The 16,842-nt window shown below is 59.8% G+C and carries 22 protein-coding genes; all 22 read right to left on the reverse strand.

Features of this window, described 5'->3' with window-relative positions:
• Positions 1-2: 2 nt before the first annotated feature.
• Complete coding sequence (locus ACSSVC_RS23325; protein WP_102863219.1) at positions 3-686, reverse strand: phage minor tail protein L; 684 nt, start codon at positions 684-686, stop codon at positions 3-5.
• 47 nt (positions 687-733) lie between these two features.
• Positions 734-1,114 carry a hypothetical protein gene (locus tag ACSSVC_RS23330; RefSeq protein WP_492611459.1) on the reverse strand — a complete coding sequence of 127 codons (381 nt, stop codon included), beginning with the start codon at positions 1,112-1,114 and terminating at the stop codon, positions 734-736.
• Positions 1,111-2,253 carry a hypothetical protein gene (locus tag ACSSVC_RS23335; RefSeq protein WP_492611460.1) on the reverse strand — a complete coding sequence of 381 codons (1,143 nt, stop codon included), beginning with the start codon at positions 2,251-2,253 and terminating at the stop codon, positions 1,111-1,113. The genes ACSSVC_RS23330 and ACSSVC_RS23335 overlap by 4 nt, the downstream gene beginning before the upstream one ends.
• Positions 2,250-2,588, reverse strand: coding sequence for a phage tail protein (locus ACSSVC_RS23340; protein ID WP_092313455.1), 339 nt, complete (start codon positions 2,586-2,588; stop codon positions 2,250-2,252). Before ACSSVC_RS23340 ends, ACSSVC_RS23335 begins: the two co-directional genes overlap by 4 nt.
• Positions 2,589-2,633: 45 nt before the next feature.
• Entirely contained in the window at positions 2,634-5,858 is a 3,225-nt protein-coding gene (locus tag ACSSVC_RS23345) for a phage tail tape measure protein (RefSeq protein ID WP_492611461.1), read from the reverse strand.
• Positions 5,855-6,106: a DUF1799 domain-containing protein gene (locus tag ACSSVC_RS23350; RefSeq protein WP_492611462.1), complete on the reverse strand. Its 252-nt coding sequence runs from the start codon at positions 6,104-6,106 to the stop codon at positions 5,855-5,857. Before ACSSVC_RS23350 ends, ACSSVC_RS23345 begins: the two co-directional genes overlap by 4 nt.
• 65 nt (positions 6,107-6,171) lie before the next feature.
• Positions 6,172-6,552, reverse strand: a complete 381-nt coding sequence (locus tag ACSSVC_RS23355) for a phage tail assembly chaperone (RefSeq protein ID WP_492611463.1) — start codon at positions 6,550-6,552, stop codon at positions 6,172-6,174.
• 3 nt (positions 6,553-6,555) lie between these two features.
• Positions 6,556-7,209 carry a phage tail protein gene (locus tag ACSSVC_RS23360; protein ID WP_492611464.1) on the reverse strand — a complete coding sequence of 218 codons (654 nt, stop codon included), beginning with the start codon at positions 7,207-7,209 and terminating at the stop codon, positions 6,556-6,558.
• A 73-nt stretch (positions 7,210-7,282) separates the two neighbouring features.
• Positions 7,283-7,699 (reverse strand): phage tail terminator-like protein, encoded by a 417-nt coding sequence (locus ACSSVC_RS23365; RefSeq protein ID WP_404939028.1) that lies wholly within the window; start codon positions 7,697-7,699, stop codon positions 7,283-7,285.
• Complete coding sequence (locus ACSSVC_RS23370) at positions 7,696-8,352, reverse strand: hypothetical protein (RefSeq protein ID WP_404939026.1); 657 nt, start codon at positions 8,350-8,352, stop codon at positions 7,696-7,698. Before ACSSVC_RS23370 ends, ACSSVC_RS23365 begins: the two co-directional genes overlap by 4 nt.
• A 92-nt stretch (positions 8,353-8,444) precedes the next feature.
• On the reverse strand, positions 8,445-8,756 hold the full coding sequence (locus ACSSVC_RS23375) for a hypothetical protein (protein ID WP_404939024.1): 312 nt from the start codon (positions 8,754-8,756) through the stop codon (positions 8,445-8,447).
• Between the two features lie 159 nt (positions 8,757-8,915).
• Positions 8,916-9,284, reverse strand: a complete 369-nt coding sequence (locus ACSSVC_RS23380) for a hypothetical protein (RefSeq protein ID WP_492611465.1) — start codon at positions 9,282-9,284, stop codon at positions 8,916-8,918.
• Positions 9,285-9,329: 45 nt separating this feature from the next.
• Positions 9,330-9,521 carry a hypothetical protein gene (locus ACSSVC_RS23385; protein ID WP_404939020.1) on the reverse strand — a complete coding sequence of 64 codons (192 nt, stop codon included), beginning with the start codon at positions 9,519-9,521 and terminating at the stop codon, positions 9,330-9,332.
• Between the two features lie 38 nt (positions 9,522-9,559).
• The gene (locus tag ACSSVC_RS23390; RefSeq protein ID WP_404939018.1) at positions 9,560-10,063 is read right to left on the reverse strand and encodes a DnaT-like ssDNA-binding protein; all 504 of its coding nucleotides are present in this window, start codon (positions 10,061-10,063) and stop codon (positions 9,560-9,562) included.
• Between the two features lie 3 nt (positions 10,064-10,066).
• Complete coding sequence (locus ACSSVC_RS23395) at positions 10,067-10,375, reverse strand: hypothetical protein (protein ID WP_404939016.1); 309 nt, start codon at positions 10,373-10,375, stop codon at positions 10,067-10,069.
• Between the two features lie 51 nt (positions 10,376-10,426).
• On the reverse strand, positions 10,427-11,374 hold the full coding sequence (locus ACSSVC_RS23400) for a major capsid protein (protein ID WP_492611466.1): 948 nt from the start codon (positions 11,372-11,374) through the stop codon (positions 10,427-10,429).
• Between the two features lie 11 nt (positions 11,375-11,385).
• Positions 11,386-12,102: a hypothetical protein gene (locus ACSSVC_RS23405; protein WP_492611467.1), complete on the reverse strand. Its 717-nt coding sequence runs from the start codon at positions 12,100-12,102 to the stop codon at positions 11,386-11,388.
• A 75-nt stretch (positions 12,103-12,177) separates the two neighbouring features.
• Complete coding sequence (locus tag ACSSVC_RS23410; protein WP_492611468.1) at positions 12,178-12,525, reverse strand: hypothetical protein; 348 nt, start codon at positions 12,523-12,525, stop codon at positions 12,178-12,180.
• A 27-nt stretch (positions 12,526-12,552) separates the two neighbouring features.
• Positions 12,553-13,638: a minor capsid protein gene (locus ACSSVC_RS23415; RefSeq protein WP_492612584.1), complete on the reverse strand. Its 1,086-nt coding sequence runs from the start codon at positions 13,636-13,638 to the stop codon at positions 12,553-12,555.
• Entirely contained in the window at positions 13,613-15,076 is a 1,464-nt protein-coding gene (locus ACSSVC_RS23420) for a DUF4055 domain-containing protein (RefSeq protein WP_492611469.1), read from the reverse strand. The genes ACSSVC_RS23415 and ACSSVC_RS23420 overlap by 26 nt, the downstream gene beginning before the upstream one ends.
• Positions 15,073-16,374 carry a terminase large subunit domain-containing protein gene (locus ACSSVC_RS23425; RefSeq protein ID WP_161466360.1) on the reverse strand — a complete coding sequence of 434 codons (1,302 nt, stop codon included), beginning with the start codon at positions 16,372-16,374 and terminating at the stop codon, positions 15,073-15,075. The genes ACSSVC_RS23420 and ACSSVC_RS23425 overlap by 4 nt, the downstream gene beginning before the upstream one ends.
• Complete coding sequence (locus tag ACSSVC_RS23430) at positions 16,361-16,822, reverse strand: DUF2280 domain-containing protein (protein WP_492611470.1); 462 nt, start codon at positions 16,820-16,822, stop codon at positions 16,361-16,363. Before ACSSVC_RS23430 ends, ACSSVC_RS23425 begins: the two co-directional genes overlap by 14 nt.
• Positions 16,823-16,842 lie beyond the last annotated feature (20 nt).

The raw sequence follows: 16,842 nt of genomic DNA on the forward strand, positions 1-16,842 counted from the left end.
TGTCAGCTCCGAAGCAGGCCGGCGGCCGGGAATGAGCCATAAGGCAGAGGGTTGTTCTCGCCGAAGCGCAGTTTGCAGCTGCTCAAGCGCCCGCCGCATTTGTCCTTGGAGGCGTCGGTGACGATGATGTCGTTCTCATCGGCCACGGGCCCGCCGTTGTAGCCGCAGTAGGGCCCGCGGTAACCGCCGCAGCTGAGCCACCAGCAAACGTTTGCCACGATCTGCCGGCGCGGCAGCTGGACGCCGGCGAAGTCCAGGGCTGAAGCCAGCTCGAACTGCACCGTCTCGTTGTTCTCGGCAGCTTTGCGCTCGACATACCAGATGTCCGGCGGCAGCTCTTCGTCGGGGTCCGCCTCGGGCTGGCCGTCCAGGTACTTGCCCAAGGTCCGGTGCCGGATCAGCTTCGCCCCCACTAGGTCCTCGAAGTACAGCACCAGGGCCGTGATGAACCCACCGACATTGCCAACAGACAGGGTTGGCATTGGCTGCGCGCCCTGCCCTGTCATTTCGAAGCCCTCGGCCTGGATCGGCCAGGGCGAATACTCCTCGCCCTGCCAGTAGATCGACGACTGCTGCGGGTAGCCGTGAAAGCGATAAAGCTCGGCGCCCAGAGCAGTAGCGTCGAGCTCGAAAAGCTCCACCCACGCGCCAGGCTCCAGGGTCTGGATATCGGCCGTAATTGGCATGGAAGTTCCTCAAAAAAAGAAACCCGCTCATGGCGGGTGACGGCAATTCAAATAGGGCGAGTTGGGCGTTTGGTGATGTCTGGGTAATCTCCCTTTCCTGAGCTCCAGTTCCGCACCAGGCCGCGATACCGAAGCCACTGCGAGCGAACCCCGGGCAGCAAGTCTTCTGGCGCCTGTCCGGCCTCAGCTTCTTCCAGCGCATCAAGCTGAGCGGCGATCACAGCCAGTTCGACTTGGCACCACTCATCTTCAGCTCTGCGCAGCTTGCTTGGGCTCGGCGCCCAACCGGGGAATTGCCATACTTGATCGGCGTACTCGGGAGGCGAATCAACTTCAACAGCACTTAGAGCCTCTCCATCCGACGCGCCAAGATATTGCCCTTCGGGAGTCACGTAGTGATGAAACGGCTCCCCATGCAATTCATTCATGCATACAACTCCAAGGTCAGAACACCCGATGAAGGCAGAACCACTGCTCCTCCGCCTACCGTAGACAGGCAAACAAAACCTCCATTTCCAACGGCCGCATTAACAGTCGTTTCTGTTGAAGCAGCCAGCTGAAGCCCATAGGAAGATCCCGTAGTCCCGCCCGCATCCATGAACGGAATCAGCTCTAACCGAGTGCCGACAGGCCAGCCTCCGACAGAAGTGGTCAACACAATGAACAGCTTCGCGAGTTTGAATTTCTGCCCGAGGTTGTGCGTGATCAGGTTGTTCGATCCGACGGCAAAAGACAGTGGCGAACTTGTCCACTTCTTTGTGAACACTCCCGGGATTGGCTCTTCGTACGTTCCGCTACCCGTCAAGTACTTTGCCTGATCTCCAACTGCTGGAGCCGGAGCAAGCCCAGGCTTGCCGGCGGACGACGCCGTTGCTCCAACCATCTGTGCGGTGTAGAACGAGGCAGGTTGGCCTCCGAGCTTTTCGGAGTCGGTTGCCGCCTCACTCCTACTCAGCTTGGCGTTGAGCTGGCCCTGCAGCTTTGCAAAAGCCTGCAGCAACGTGTCGGTTGCCAGGATCGCAGCATTGACCAGAGCGCCCAGGCCAGAAAGAGTCGTCGAGCGCACGCGGGACTGCGTGAAGTATTGGTTTGTCGATCCTTCCGGGACTTGATCCGTCGAGCCCGGAGAGGACGGGATCAACACATACGCTGAGCCGCTCCACCGGTACTGACGAGTAGGATTAGTCGGGCTGTCGCCATCATTGATCGCAAGGTAGATCTTCCCTGTCTCGCCCGGCGCGGGGAAATCGACCCGCGCCGGAAACTCCAACACATCATCAACGAAGCTCGGCAACTGAGAAGCGGGCACAACACCACTGACCAGTTGAGCGACAGAAATCCCGAGCGCAGCGCCTGGAACCGCGGCGTCAGCCTTCGATTTGGCAGCTTCTGCGGCGGCGTTTGCCGCAGCAGCATCCAAAACGCCCTGCTCAGCTTTCTCCTGGGCGGCAGCCGTGCGGGTATCCAGCTCCGCGAAGTTGTCGTTGATGATCTGACCGCCCGAGCGCAGGTCCTGGCCGTTGCCATCGTTGGGCGCCCCGCCGATGTTGATGGGATCGATGCTCATGGGTGGAATGCCTGTTCGAATGTTGCGGTCAGGGTGTAGGCATCGCCCCCCATGGCCTTGGGTTGATACTCGGAACACCGGTAGAGCATTTGATCGCCCAGCGGGTCAGCCCAGAAAAATGGTGTTGCGCCGGCATGTCGGTCGAGAAACGCCATGATCTCCTTGATGCGCGCCTTCTGGCCTGTGAACGTCAGGGGCCAGGACTGCGAGCGGTTGTTGATTCCGTCCTGGGCACGCTGCTCGTAACCGTCGCCGAACTTGGCCGACTTGGTTCGAAACGCAATGGTCGCCGCGGGATCGTTATTCGGCTTCCAGGTGAAGGTTTCAGTTGCCATATTTTCTCCAGGCATAAAAAAGCCCGCCGAAGCGGGCAACGCCAATCAACCACGCCCCCTGATGGCCATGTAGATCTGGCCTCCTGGCCGGAGGTCTCTCGCGATCTGCTCCTGAGCGCCCTGCTTGGCGGACTTTGCATAGGCCTGGGCCAGAACCTGGCCGTCCGCTTCGCTGGCCCCGCCACTCCCTTCAGGGATGTTGAAGGTCTGCTGAATCACGACTTGGTTGTTGCTCGGGGTTGAATCACCGCCCAACGCTCGAATACCCAACTGGCCGCTGGAGGTCCTGGCCAGCGGCACAATCGCCTCGGGGCCCGCCTCGCCCATCACTCCAGTCTGGCCGCCAGCCATTCCGAAAGCCGTTGGCTTGCTGACCACGCTGTTCGTGAAGGCGCCACCATTGGCGAACATCTGCACGCCAGCTCCCCAGGCACCGCCATTGGCCTGGTAGCTGGAGAAGTCGACCCCGGTATACCCGGCCTGCGTTGAGCCGGCCGAAGCCGCCCCACCGCCGAAGTACGATGCGGCAGCAGAGGCAGCCATGCCGAACAACGAGCTGAGCGCCGAGGAGCTGGCCTGGCGAACAGCGATCCTGGCCATATCTGCGAGGATCGACTTCGTGAAGTCAGCAAACGATAACTTCCCGGTCATCGCGAACTGCACAATCGCGTCTTCCATCGAGCCGTAGGCGTTGGTGAACAGGCTTTTGGTCTGGCCGGCAACATCCCGTGCTGACTCCAGGTAGTTCTGCCAAGCCGAAGATGCTCCATTCCTCCAGTCGCCCTGCGCAGCCGTCATGTCGTCGTAGTTGCTGACCACAGTGTCGTGGAGCTTCTGCTGGGTGGCTTCCAGCGCCTGCAGCTTCTGCGTGTACTCGTCGAGGCTCATGCCCCGGGAGCCATCGCCGTACTGGTTGGCCAGGTCCAGCTTCTGCTGGTTGATGCGGTCGTCGATCGCGTTCTGCTGGTTGGTCAGATCGCGCTGGCGATCACCCTGGCCAAGGCCAGCGGCAGCGCGCATGCCCTGCTCGCGCAGAGTGTCGACTTGCTGCTGCAAGGCGCTGGTGTAGGTCTTAACCGCCAGTTCCTGCTTCTTCAGCCGGCCCTCTTCGTTCTTGGCCAGCACGCTCAGCTCGGTGTCAGCGTCCTGCTGGGCCTTGACCATGGCGGCGCGGGCATCGGCGATCTTCTGGTCCAGCTGGATGCGCTGGGCGGCAGATGTACTGGCTTTGCCCTTGGCAGCCTCAAGTGCCGTAATCTTCGCCTCATAGGCCGCCGTGACCTCGTCCCGCTCATTGCCGATCATGGCCTCACGCTTGAGCAGGTAGTCGGCCTGGGACACCAGCCCCGCCTTCTGCGCTGCGTCCAGTTCCTTCTGAGCGTTTTTGTACTCGGACAGGATGCCGGTGAGGTTGTTTTTCGAGTTGTTGAAGGCCGTCAGGTCTACCGCGCCGGCGGCAGTCTTCGTGTCCTTGAACTTGTCGTTGATGTTCGCAATGTTCTTATCAACGACAGCCTTATCCAGGCGCTTGTCGTTGGGATCAGTCTTGCGAATGTCGTCGAGCCAGCGCTTGTACTCCTTTACCGCTTCCGTGCGCTTCTGCTCGTTCGTCCATGACGACTTCGCCAATGCATCGACCTTTGTCATAGCGTCGACAGAGGCGCTCTGGGCCTTCGCTTGCTCTTTCTCCCACTTGGCAATGTCTTCCTCAGCAGCTTTCTGGTCCTCCAGCATGTTGAGGCGATTCTGGTAGAAATCGACCATCACCGTCTTGTTCTGGAAAGCGCCAATATCTCCAGCTTGTGCCCTGGCCAGATTAAGCCGAGCCTGCTCTATATCGCTGCCGATGTCCTGTCGGCCAACGTTCTTCAGGTTATCTGCAGCGCGGGCCACTGCGTTGTAGCCCTTCTCCCAGAAGCTCAGGTTCTCCAGGATTCGCGGCGTCCGCTCATTGATTGCATCAGCGTACTGCTCAGTTGCCAGCTTTACGGCCCCAGCATGATCGCCCTGCTCTTCCAGTGCGGCGATCTGCGAGTAAACCGAGGCCGTCAGGTAGTGATACTGCTCGTTCAGCGCTGCAGAGGCCTTCACCGGGTCGTCGGCCAACTTGGAGAGCTCGGCGACTGTCTCGCTCACCGCTTTGCCCGTAGCCTCCTGCATTGACACGGCTGCCTGGGTGATGCCTGTGAAGCTCTCGCCGGCAATCTTTCCGTTTTCGGCCAGCATTGCCAGCACCGCAGCCGCTTGCCCGGTAGTGCCAACCGTGGCACTGACCTGGCGCGCCATGTCGCCCAACTGCCCGGCACTCACGCCCGCATAGTTTCCGGTAAGGATCAGCGATTTGTTGTAAGCATCCTGCTCTTCGCTGCCCTTGTAATAGGCGTAGGCAAGAGTACCGATTGCGGCCGTGACAAGAGCGATAGGCGCCGCGAGCGCGAGGAGACTTGCAGCACTGGCCCCGGCTCCAGCGCCAAGCTGCGTAACTGCGCGAACACCACTCCCCCAATCCCCGGACTGCAAGGCGTTGGCCAGTTGCATGACGTTTTCTTGGGCCTGGCGGGTGCCGAGCTTCAGCTTGTCGAATGCGCCCTCTGTAGCAGTGATGCCGGCCCGATCCTTGCCGACCTTGGCCAGGGCCTCGCTGTAGCGTTCCGCGTTGATTGCGCCAAGACGGAAAGCTTCATGTGCCGCCTTTTCCTGCGCCTCCAGCTTGGCCAACTTCACATTCAGGGGATCGATGCTGTTGACCGTGCGCTTTAGTGCCTCGATCTGCCGGTTCTCGGCGTCAATCAGGCGCTGCTTCTGCACCGTCTCCTTGGCTTCGGCTTTCTCGATCTTGTCGAAGGATTTGCCGAGGCGCTCCTGATAGGCCTCTTGCTGTTCAATGGTGACCAGGCCGCCCTTGCGGGCCCGCTCAAGCAGTCCTTCTGCCTGGACCAGCTTCTCCATGCTGTCGATGTTGCCGGTCATCGCCCTGTCGAGCTGGCTGATGATTGCGATTTCGCTGGCGGCGCTTGTCCCGGCCTTGCGGCTCGCGTCGACCTGGCGCTCCTTCGCACTGGTCGCTTTATCGATGCCCTGGGCGGCCTCCGCCTCCGCTTGGCTGATTTTCTTGCCGGTGTTGGCCAGGCCCTCCCCAGCCTTGCCAAGGTCATCGACGGCCTTCTCTGCCCCTTCGGCCGCGTCGACCAGTTTATCCAGGTCATCGGCAGCCTTGACCGCCTGAGACGACTCAACCGCAATGCCAAGCGATGCGAAGGTAGTGCTCATTTGTTGTCTCTCTGTTCAGCCATTACGGCCAGGGCCTCAGCCTCCATCTGCCGGATGTCACTGAAAATGCTTTGCCTGGAGCCAGCCGGCACGCCACACATTCGGATGACGCTCGGCAGAGCGCCGTAGTCCAGGCCAGTAGCGCCGCACGCACCGACCCGCCACTGAGTGCTCATCGCCTCGAAAACGGTGAAGGCCGGCCAGTTGTCCGGCCACACCTCGCAGTCCTGGCCGGTAAGATCACCCACCAGAAAGCCAAAGGTCTTCAGCTCTTCAGCCGAAGGCCCTTGCTCATAGAGTGCGCGCGCGGCGCTTAGGAGTTTCCCAGGCGGGCCTGGTTGAACGCTTCGGAATAGGCCGCCAATACCGCGCTGGGTATCGAGACAATCGAGGTGACCAGAATGCGGATGTTCTGCTCGTTGAACTCTTCTTCGAAGTCCCAGCCAGCCACCACGGCCTTCACCTGGTCCACCTGCAGGTCGATCTGGGCTGCGGTGAAGGCTTTCAGGTCCATCTCGTCAGCCTTCAACCCCAAGGCCTTGTGGCGCTCGCCCCACTCAGCGTAGAGCTCGGCCAGGCCGGTCCGGTCCAGGTACTTGAACTCAAACCCCACCTTCACTGGCTCGCCGCCCAACTGCGGGATCAGCACGTCGGCGTTGAAGGTTGGATTCTGGATCAGCGAGAACTTGGCCATGGGTTACACCGAGGTCAGATAGCGGGTTGGCTCGGACTGCAGCGCCAGGTTGACGGTGCGGGTCAGCAGGTTGTTACGGGACACCGCTGGCTGCTTGGAGAACGAGGTGTAAGCCCCGTAAAGCAGAGTGTCATTGCCTGGAAGATCGAGGCGCGCAGCATGTACCTGCTTGCCGGCATCGGCCGACATCAGGACAGCGTTGAACGGCTGGGCCGGGTCATCGGCGATGGTCAGGACCATGCTGGCAGCCGACTTGTCAGTAGGGATCTGCTTGCCCTGGTCGTTCTCGAGGAACACCACGTCGAGGTAGTTCTGCTCCCCGCCCGAGAAGGCCAGGTCAGTTACTTGCGGAATCAGCACCCAGGTCAGCACCTTCTTCATGGTGCCCGAGCCATTGCCGGCTGGAAAAATTTGAGTGTCGGTGGTGTCGATGCCTTCCAGCGTGATCGCAGTTGCCGTGGCAGCCTTCACGCGGACGACCTTGCTGTCCAGCTTGCTCCAACCGGAGGTGAGCAGCACGATGTCTCCAGCGTCCAGATCGGCGCCGACAACGGTGGCCACAGCCTCACTTGCGTTGGAGATGGCAGTGAATGCCAGCGGAGCCTCGTAGGTGGCGGCGTGTTTAAAAGTGCCGCCGTTAGGAATTTTGTATCCCATTGGGTGTTTCCTCTTTGCAGAAATGACAAAACCCGCTCAATGGCGGGTCTGTGGGGTTGCCCGATGGGCGGAATTAGTTGGTGTCAGCGCGGTACTGGAAGGACACGGGCACGGTGTAGGTCGTGTCTCCCTGAATGCCTGAGCCCTGGTCTGGTGGCGTCATGGTGATCACCGTCAGGCCGGCCTTCTCGTTCCGTTCATACAGCGGAAACAGCGCGCCGATCTCATCAGCGAGGCCGCCGGCCGGACCGCGGTACTTGCCCGATGGCGCCACTACGCTGGCCTGGAAGACACCGGTGTACAGCCGGTGGTCGCCGCCCAGGGTGTTGCTCGTCGTGTCAGCCGGCAGGGTGTAGGTCCTAATGTGGGTCTCTCCGTCCTTCGGCGTGTAGGCCTCGTTCTCGACGACCACCTTCAGCGGCGGAACCCTAGCTTTCGCCCAGGCGATAACCCGGGCCTGATAGATCGTGGCGATAACGTTATGGCTCATACCTGGTTGTTCCTGATGGCTTCGTCGACGATCTGCTGGAACCTGGCGAGCGTGATCCGGACCATGCCGCCGGGGGCCTGCTTGGAATGCCCGTATTCAAGCGGAACGGCATAAGGCAGGTTGTTCACGATGTAGGCAGTCTGGCCGGCGGTCAGCTGTCCGACCTGCAATCGCAGCTTGGCCAGCGTCACGCCGCCTGCCGGGTCGACCTGATCCAGCACGCCTTCAGCCGGTGTATCGATCGAGAACTGCCAATTCCCCCGGAAGCGGCCGCCGACATAGTCCTTCCCGGCGACCAGGCCGTTTACGTTGAAGTTCTGGTCGCGCTCGGTCTTGGTCAGAGGCTTGGCGTACTTCACGCCGCGGCGCAGATTGCCGGCCTTGGTGAAGTTGTTTTCGTCCAGGTTGATCAGTGTGTTGCGCACCGAGACCTTGAAGTCGTAGTCGTCGGCTGCCCGCGTGTTGGCCGCACGGTGCGCCACGTTGGCGGCCCAGATCTCCGGATTACCCACCGGAGACATGCGAATCACGCTGCTGCCGATCTCGATCACGATCTCGCGAAAGATGGCGTCAATGCCGGCCTGGGCCTGCTCGGCGAACTGGCGGATGTTCTCGGCGAAATTGCCGCTCCGGCCCGCGTAACGCGAAGACATGGCTGAACTCCTCCCTGATCATCAGGCGTAAAAAAGCCCGCTTGGAGGCGGGCTTTCGAATAGTGGAGGTCATCGCATAAGAGAATAGTGACTCAGTACTCACCTAAGGCCTTCGCCGCCTCAAGGTCCTGGTCGACGCATGCTTTCACCATACTGTAACCGTACTTACGCATCTGCTTCATGCAGCGTGCAACGGTCTTCTTATGCTCATCTGGGATTTGCTTAAGGCCAGCGACCGCTTCTAGATCTTGGTCAACGCAGGCTTTCACCATCACTGATCCGTACTTATCCATCTGTGACTTGCAGCGATCAATGATCTCTTTTTTGACATCAGTGTCTGCATGTGCAGCAACTGAAAAGAAAACAGCCGCACCAACAGCAAATACAATACCGCGCATATCCATATACTTTACTCACAGCCGGAAGATAAAGGCACAACGCTATTACGGCATCGAGTCGTTGTCCACCCATCAATACAGGTAGTGCGAAAGCCACCTTTCGAAGCCTACGCCTTACAAGAAACTCCAGGGCTTATCTTAACTGCCGTCGTCATTCGGGTCGGTTCATGACCGCACCTGCAGCTCGTACAGAATAGGCGTACCGGCTGGGTTGATCTCTTTCAGCGGCGGAACGATGGACCAGGTGCGCCCCTGGATGATGACCTTGTTGAGCAGATCAGGCGCCCACGCCAGCCCTTGGGCTGCGACCTTGAACTTTTTGTCGCCCTGCTTGATGAGGCTGTTGTTCTGGAACTCCAGGCCTGTGAAGTCGAGCAGGATGCCCTGGGCGGTTTGCTCGGTGACGGTGTCAGGGCCGGCCGAGTCGGTATCAGGATCGTACTCGCCAGGCTTGATGTCGCGGATGGTTACGGGCTGGCCGAGCTCTGTGATCATCTCCAGAGCCATCACGGCCATTTCGTCGTAGAAGGCCATGGTGGCTCCAGATGTGAAAAGCCCAGCGCGATGGCTGGGCTACAATTATTCGCTGTAAGCGGCGAGTCGCTCATCTTCGAGTTGTTGCTTTTTTTTCTCCCACTCTTTCAACATGCTATCCGCGTAGCTCGCCGCTGTTTTTGTTGGATTGTCATGTGAAATTGAGTTTCCTTTGGCAGTTATAACTCCGATCAATGCACTTTCAGCAAATCGAGTCCAAGCTTCTAATTTCGTCATTTTCTTGCTCCTCCGCATACAGAGGCACAACGCTACCATCAGGCTCTCACTGCAAACAACCCGCGCTTCTGTAGGTAGTCAGCAAATTGCGTGGCACTCGGCCGGTCCGGTGCCGCAGGCAACAGGCGGCCGCTTGTGTTGGGAATAGTCGCGTACTCGCGAGTAACCGCACCCTCTACCCGCTCCAGCGTCACCGCGCCTTTGCGCTTCTCGATCGGGTCGATATCGTCCTGATGGATCTCCGCAGCCAAGGCCATCTGGCCGTACTGGATCCGCGCCGGCAGGTAGTTATTTGGCTTGATCTCCTGATCCAGCAGCACTTCCCGGCGCGGCCAGGCCAGAGCCTGCTCGCTACTGCTCTTGCGCCCTTTCCAGGTCATGCCATCCATGGCCAGGGCGGCCCGTCGCAGCAAGGCCTCTTGCGCTGGCACCTCCGCAGGGATGGCTAGGCCGAATTTCACGGCGTACATGGCCAGGTCCTCGGCGGATGCGTAGCTTTCGGCGTCAGACTTCCCGGTGCCATCCTCGACTATGAGTGCCATAAATCAGCTCGCTGGAATGAGTTTCACAATTTCGGCCTTCGGGGCCTTCGGATCGAACTCGATGCCCTGGGCGGTGAGCCAATCACGCAGATCTGCTACGCCCATTTTAGCCGGGTCAGTTTCAGCAGCACCGCCGGGCTCGACGACATCCACCTCGATCTGGACGGCCTTATAGGCCTCAACCACGACCGACCAATCCCCCACAACAGTGACCTTGGTCACACCGGATTCTGGCTTATCGAAGTACTGCGGGTTGCGATAGCGCTTATCGGGATCGAAGTCCGTTGTTTGCGCAGAGTAAGTCAATTCCATGGGTATCTCCAAAGCGGCTCATGGCGAACCGCTTGCTGAGGAAGGCGCTGATTAAGGCGCGGACAGGTCGATCAGAACGCCGGCGGTGACCTTGTCGCTGGTGGCGTATTTGGTCCAGTTGGCACCCGCGCCGATCGCGGCCAGGTTCGGGTTCACCCCACCGGTGGCGTCCTTCCAGCTGTAGCCAAGCAGGTCCAGGTTGAAGGTGCCCTCAGCGCGGAAGCCCATCGCCAAGTTCTCCTGGGTGTTGATGGGGTACGAACGGAAGCCCGGGGCCTGCGACTCAGTGATTTTGATTGCCCCAGCCTGCAGGCCGAAGATGGCTTCGGTCGGAATCGTGTCCGATACCAGAACGGGCTTGCCCATGGTGCCGGGCTGGCCACCGTAGATAACCACGCCAGCTTCTTCGTAGACCTTCTCGGTGATGGCCTGGTCCACCATGTCGAAGTAGGTTGCCGAGTCCATGGTCCACAACGCAATGCGGCCGAATCGGTCGCCGAACTTGCGCATGCCCTTGGTCAGCGCCTTCTTGCCGTCAGTGGCGAAGCTGGCCTTGGTGACCATGTTGGGGTTGGCACCGATGGCAGCCTTCAGTGCGGCCATTGCGTACTGAATGTAGCCTTCCAGCACTGCGTCGGCATAGTCCTGACCCACCAGTTCGGAGAACTCTTCCGGCGAGCGTGCGCGACGCTTGAAGGCCTCTTCGGTGGTCTCGTAAGGACCGTACTTGAACGGCACCTTCACGCCGACCATTTCGCCGGAGCCGATCTTCTGGCCGGCCACCGCGGCGGTCGAGTTGACATCGCGGTGAGCGATAGAGCCGCCGAGCTTGTAGAAGGCGCGCTTGCGCAGGTCGCCCTCGATCAGTTCGTTGTCCAGAACCAGGGCGCCGTTGGAGGAGGTATTGAAGATGTCGATCACGTCCTGGATACGCTCCAGGTAAGCGGTTTGGGCGAGATCGTTGTAGACGATCATGTCCGAGGTGACGGTAGTCCCCATGGGTTACTCCATTATTTGGGCAATTTCAGGTAGGCGTCCTGGCCGTTTGCAGTGATGAACTCACGCTTGGCGACAGAGGACATTTCGGAACGTTTCAGAGCGGCCCCACCGCTATTGCCAGCACCGCCGGCCCCGCCGCCAGATGCCTTGCTGCCTGCGATCAGAGGACCGAACGCAGGGTCTTTGGTGAATTCATTCTTCAGCTCTTCCAGCGTGGTTGCAGAGAGCTTGCCGGCCGCATCCAGCACCACGACGGTTGGCTTACCATCGCGCTGCTCGACGCTCAGTCGGCGTTCGATATGAGGAAGCAGTGCCTTTGCACTGCCTTGGATGGCCAGGGTGGTTGCAATCTCGGTAGCAGTACGCCCCACGGTCAGATCCCGGATCTGGCCCTGCAGGGTGCTGCGCTCCGACTCGAGCTGGCCATTCAGCTCTGCCTCGCGGCGGCTGTATTTCTCGGACCAGGACTTCTCGAGTTCCTCGACGTTGCCAGACTTGCGCAGCGCCTCTTCGCGCTCCAAGCGAGCCTGTTCTTCAGCAGCCTTGCGCTTGTCGGCTTCGGACTTCTTCTCGGCCAGCAGCTCTTCAACCTTCGACTTCAGGCCAGATACATCTTCAGGCTGAGGCAACCCTTCAATGCCCAGGACGTACTTGCCATCCTTCTCGGTGTAAAAAGCGCGCACGGATTCGTCTACCCCTTCTAGGGTATCCAGTTGGAATTTCAGCATGGGGTGTCTCCCTGAGACTTAGGCGCAGGCCCTGCCTGCGGGCATAAAAAAACCCGCGTTAGCGGGTCGGACTGATTAATAAATTAGTATGTCAATGGCGCTGGCTGTGGCGGGCTCGTAAAGATTATTGGGATAAGCGGCTCTTACCTCCCGATGAATATCAGAAATCATTGGTGTAAGGCGTCGTCGCGTCTCCAGAGTCTTGAGCAGGTCTTTTGACCCAGCTATAAACCAAACGATTTCTTTCAAGTCTTTATCGGGTAAGTTTTTGCGGGAGAGCTGCCTCGCAACCAGGTTTTCTATATGCACTTTATTCGCGATGATTTTGTCCGGATCAGTTTCTTTGTTCGCCTTCAAAATAAACCAATAGAAACGCAACAAATGCGATATTTCTTCCGGCGGAAGATTAAATAGTTTGGTCATACGCAATCCCTAGCAATTTCCAAAATACTAAAGGTCCGCAGATTGAAATGCCAGCGGCTCAAGTGTCCTCATCTGCTTCAGAGTCAACGGCTTGAAACTCCGATCAAGCTGCAGCTCTGCAAAGCGCTCCACACTCAGGCCACCCTCGCGGAATAACCTGGCGCGCTTAGGGCCAATCGCCTTGTCTTGGAATGCTGCCGGCTGCTGCTTGAGCCACTCGTAATAGCTAAGGTCGGCCCTCACCTGCTGCGGTCCATCCTCACCGACAGATGCCCGTGTAGCGTCCTTGGCGAACAGCGCGCTGAACCTGGTCACCGCCACCACCGTCGAGCGACAGTTGATGTGGATCGGCGGCCTGGGCCCTTCGGTCAGCTTGAACCGATGTTTGTCGAGCGTTCGGCACTGAGGCGTGGTCTTCGAATCCAGCGTGCTGACCCACTCCACGGCCTGGACGACGTCGGGGTTCTCTTTCAGCGTTTCCATGCGCGCCTGAGTAGCGACGTGCTGCACTGCCGTCCGCACAATGGCGCCGGCGTTGCGGTTGGTCGTGGCCAGGATGCCGTCATTGTAGTTGAGCGCCTTGGTCCCGCGGATGTTCTTGATGATCTGGAAGTTGGTCTGCCCTTCGAAGAAGCCCTGCCAGATCGCGCCCGTGAGGCGTTGCCGCTCGGTGGCCGTGAAGCCATCAATGAACGACTTGAGCAGCTTGCCGCCGTCCACGCCGCGCACACTGAGCGGATTGGAAAGGATCGCCGTCCTGATCGCTGCAGCGCCTGGGACAGCAGCTTCAAAGGACACACCCACCGGCGCCGCCCTAGTCAGGCTGGTAGCCTCGAACTGCGCCTCATAGTTGGCGATGTCGACCAGATCCAGGTTCAGCTTCTCGCTGTACCGGTCGAAGATGCCCAGCAGCAGGCTGTCGACTTCCTGCAGCAGCACCTCAAGGCGCCGGGCGGTGTAATCAGTGAGGTCAGCGCGTGCCAGGCGGTCACGGATCGATCTGTCGATCTCCTTGAGAAAGGGGCCGAACTTCTCGACCTCTCCCGATTTCAGCTGCTCAAGGAAGACGGCGTGCCGGATGGTTGCATCAAGGGTCGCTTGGTTTGCCGCCATCATCAGCCCCTCCGGTCAGGTCATCCAGTTGCGGGCCCGCATCAGCAGTCTGCAGCTCATCCCGGATCTCGTCGTCGGTCTTCTCCGGATCGATAACACCGCGGTCGCGCAGGTACTGCCAGAAGTCAGCCTCAGGCAACCGGCCGCCCTGCACAGCATTGAACAAGGCAGAAAGGATCGCAGGGTCGAGACTGATCTGAGTGAAGTCCTGGTTCAGCTTGTAGAGCGATTCGCCGACGACGTTGAGGAACTCGCCCATCCATTCCAGGCACTGCGAATAGGCCTCGCTGACGTTGCTCACGATCAAGGACAGCACGCTGTGCTCGGCGGCGCTGTCGTTGTCGGCCTGAGTGGCTGTCTTCACTGCACTACCACGCTCGATCAACCTGGCGCCGAGGGCGATCAACTGATCCTCCTTGGTGTCCATGGCTTCCTTGATCATGGTGTTGGCCTGGGCCTGGAGAATGCCGGCGGTTCCGTTCTGGGGCAGCGGCAGAATGGCCCGTGAACCGAAGTAGATCCCCTTCTCTTCCAGCATCTTCACCCACTGCTCATCAAGGCCAGCCATGTACACCTGGGGCTGGCCCATCAGGTAAGCCGCGTCCTCGTAGTCAGCGCTGTTGCGGTAATGCCCGATGTTGATCTCGGCCATGTCGTACAGTGGGGAGTCGTCGATGCTCGCGTCGTTGTTCTCGCTTCCCAGGAACTGGAAAGGGATCACCCTCCACCGCTGGCCCGTGCCGTTCAACGGGGTAAAAGGGGCGATGACCATGGAGGCCTGACCCGAGCCCTCCTCCCACACCTCCTGGGTGTAGTTTCCTTCGGCATCCAGACGCAACACGCGATACTGGGTTACCTGCTTGCTGCCGAAGCCATCATCGGTGTCGACATCGACCTTCTCCTCCAGAACCACCAGGCTCAGAAGATGCTGGCCACCTACCTTGCGAGTCTTCCAGTTCTTGATCGCTTCCGTCGGGTAGCTGCTGATCGTCGAACGGACACGGCCAGACGCCATATCGGCAACACTCACAGCCTGACCATCAACTTGCGGGTAGTCCACCAGCAGCCCGTGACGGCCCACCTCGAGCAGGTGCCCAATCACTGACTGGGACTGCTGATAGATGCTCACGCCCTGGCCATCGACATCCTTGGCCACGTAATCGAGCGCGCCCGGGACCGTCAGCGTCGGCCAGGTACGGAATACGGCGCCCACCAGGCTGTGCTTGGTCCGGCCGGTGGCGTTGTAGAACACCGCCCGCTGTTTGTAGCCGTCGTAGCGTTCCCGGTTCTCCTTGCTCTTGTCGTGAGCATTGGGCCTCGGCAGGTATCGCTCGCCGGCAGCCTTGATGGTTTCCGAACCCTTGCAGACGTCGCGCACCAAGCGCCAGCGGTTCCGCGCCGCGTCGTACTCGGGGCGGGTGAAGGTGACGTCTGTCATCGGGCAAATCCCATGTTCAGCGAGGTGATCGGCTTAACGATCGGGAACTCTTTGTGGATGAAGTACCCGCCGGCATCGTTGGCGTGGTCGTTTCCTTGTGACTTGTCGGGCTCGCCATTGGCCGCCCATACCTGCTGCTCCAGGCCGTCGGCGTAGGTCGGGCAGGTAAACGGGTTCACCAGGTAACGCCGCTCGCCCTGGGCATTGCAGAACATGGCGTTCATGGCGTTGATCCGGTCCTTGACTGGCGGGTTGGCCGCCGGCGCGATGACAGAGAAACCGGCCTGTTTGAGCATGGCGATGTCCGTCATGCTGGCGTTGACCGACTTGCGGGAGTCGCCCGAAGCGTCCGGGTAGATCCTGATCTCGCACGTCTTCTTGAAGTCGTTGCCGTCGTGCTGCCAGTAGCGCTCCTTGATGCGGCGGATCATGTCCGGCGTGTCGTAGCCATCGATCAGCTCATCGACTGCCCTGGGCAGCCCCTGGTCGCGTTTGACGTGGGTGATCGCCGCCATCTTGCCGACGTTGAAGTCCATCCCGATAAACAGCGGCTCGCCAGCCTGGACCGTGTCGAAGCACTGGTTCAGCTTCCGGTCGTAGGCGTGGTAGATCGACCCAGACGTCAGGTTGACGAACTGGCCGTTCAGGTAGGCCCTGATCAGTTGCTCGGGGTATGACTCCATCAGCGACGGGATGTAGTCGTCGGGCAGGTTCAGCTCGTTGTCGAAGGTGCTGGCCTGGACCAGGCCATACATCTCCTTGAGCGCCGGCTTGTCGCGCAGTTGCTTCACGAACTGCTGGAAGACGAACTTGAAGCCCTCAGGCGTCGTGGTGACGTCTACCCCGTTCTTCAGGCCCGGCAGGTTGTAGCGCATACGGGCAATGATCTTGCGCCAGGCCTGCTGAGCCTTGATCGACGTCAGCACGTCCAGCTCATCCACCAGGGCGTGGCCGATCTTGAAGCCGACGATGGTCTGGGGCTTCTCCATCGACCGACAGATCACAGTGCCACGGCATTGCCGGCCGCTGTAGATATGAACCTCATGGTTCGCCTGGTTGATCTTGGTCTTCAGCCCCCAGTCGTAGGCCACTTCATCCATGGTCGGATAGAAGATGTCCCGGATCTGCGGATAGGTTGGCGCGAAGTAGCCAGCGTTGACGCCGGGCCACTCCATAAAGTGTTTGCTCAGCGCGGAGCAGCCTACCCAGGTCTTACCCGAGCCAAAGCCGGCAACGAAGGCGCGGAACTTGTGGGGCAGCGTGAGAAACTGAGCCTGGGGAATGTTAAGGCTCGGCATTCGGTTTCCTCGCATCCACCACATCGACCTGGATGCGGGTCGGGATCTGCGGCTCGTCGTCCGGCTCTTCCTTGCGGGCCCGGTTGACGTACATATCGCCGCACTCCTTGGCGGCCTGCTCGTAAAGCTGGGCAGTCAGGGCCAGGTTGCGCATGTTCTCGGCCTTCTCGGCCATCCGGGCCAAGCCGCGGAGGCGAAACGCGCGGTTGGCGATAGGGATATCTGCCGTGTCCTCTCGGAAGCGCTTGCGGGTATCTTCAAACAGCTGCTTCCACTTAACCGCGAGCCCTTTCCCGGACACCTTCGTCGGGTCATGCGATTCAATCTGCTGGCGGGTGATAGACAGGCCGAATTCCTTTTGGACCGACTCGACTACCTGGGAGGGCGTATCGAAGCAGGCCAAGGCCTGAATTACGAAGATCTTCACCTCACTTGATAGGGCTGCCATAGGCGTTCATCCGTCCAAAC

The sequence above is a fragment of the Pseudomonas sp. E1BtOHC1 genome (assembly GCF_058744285.1).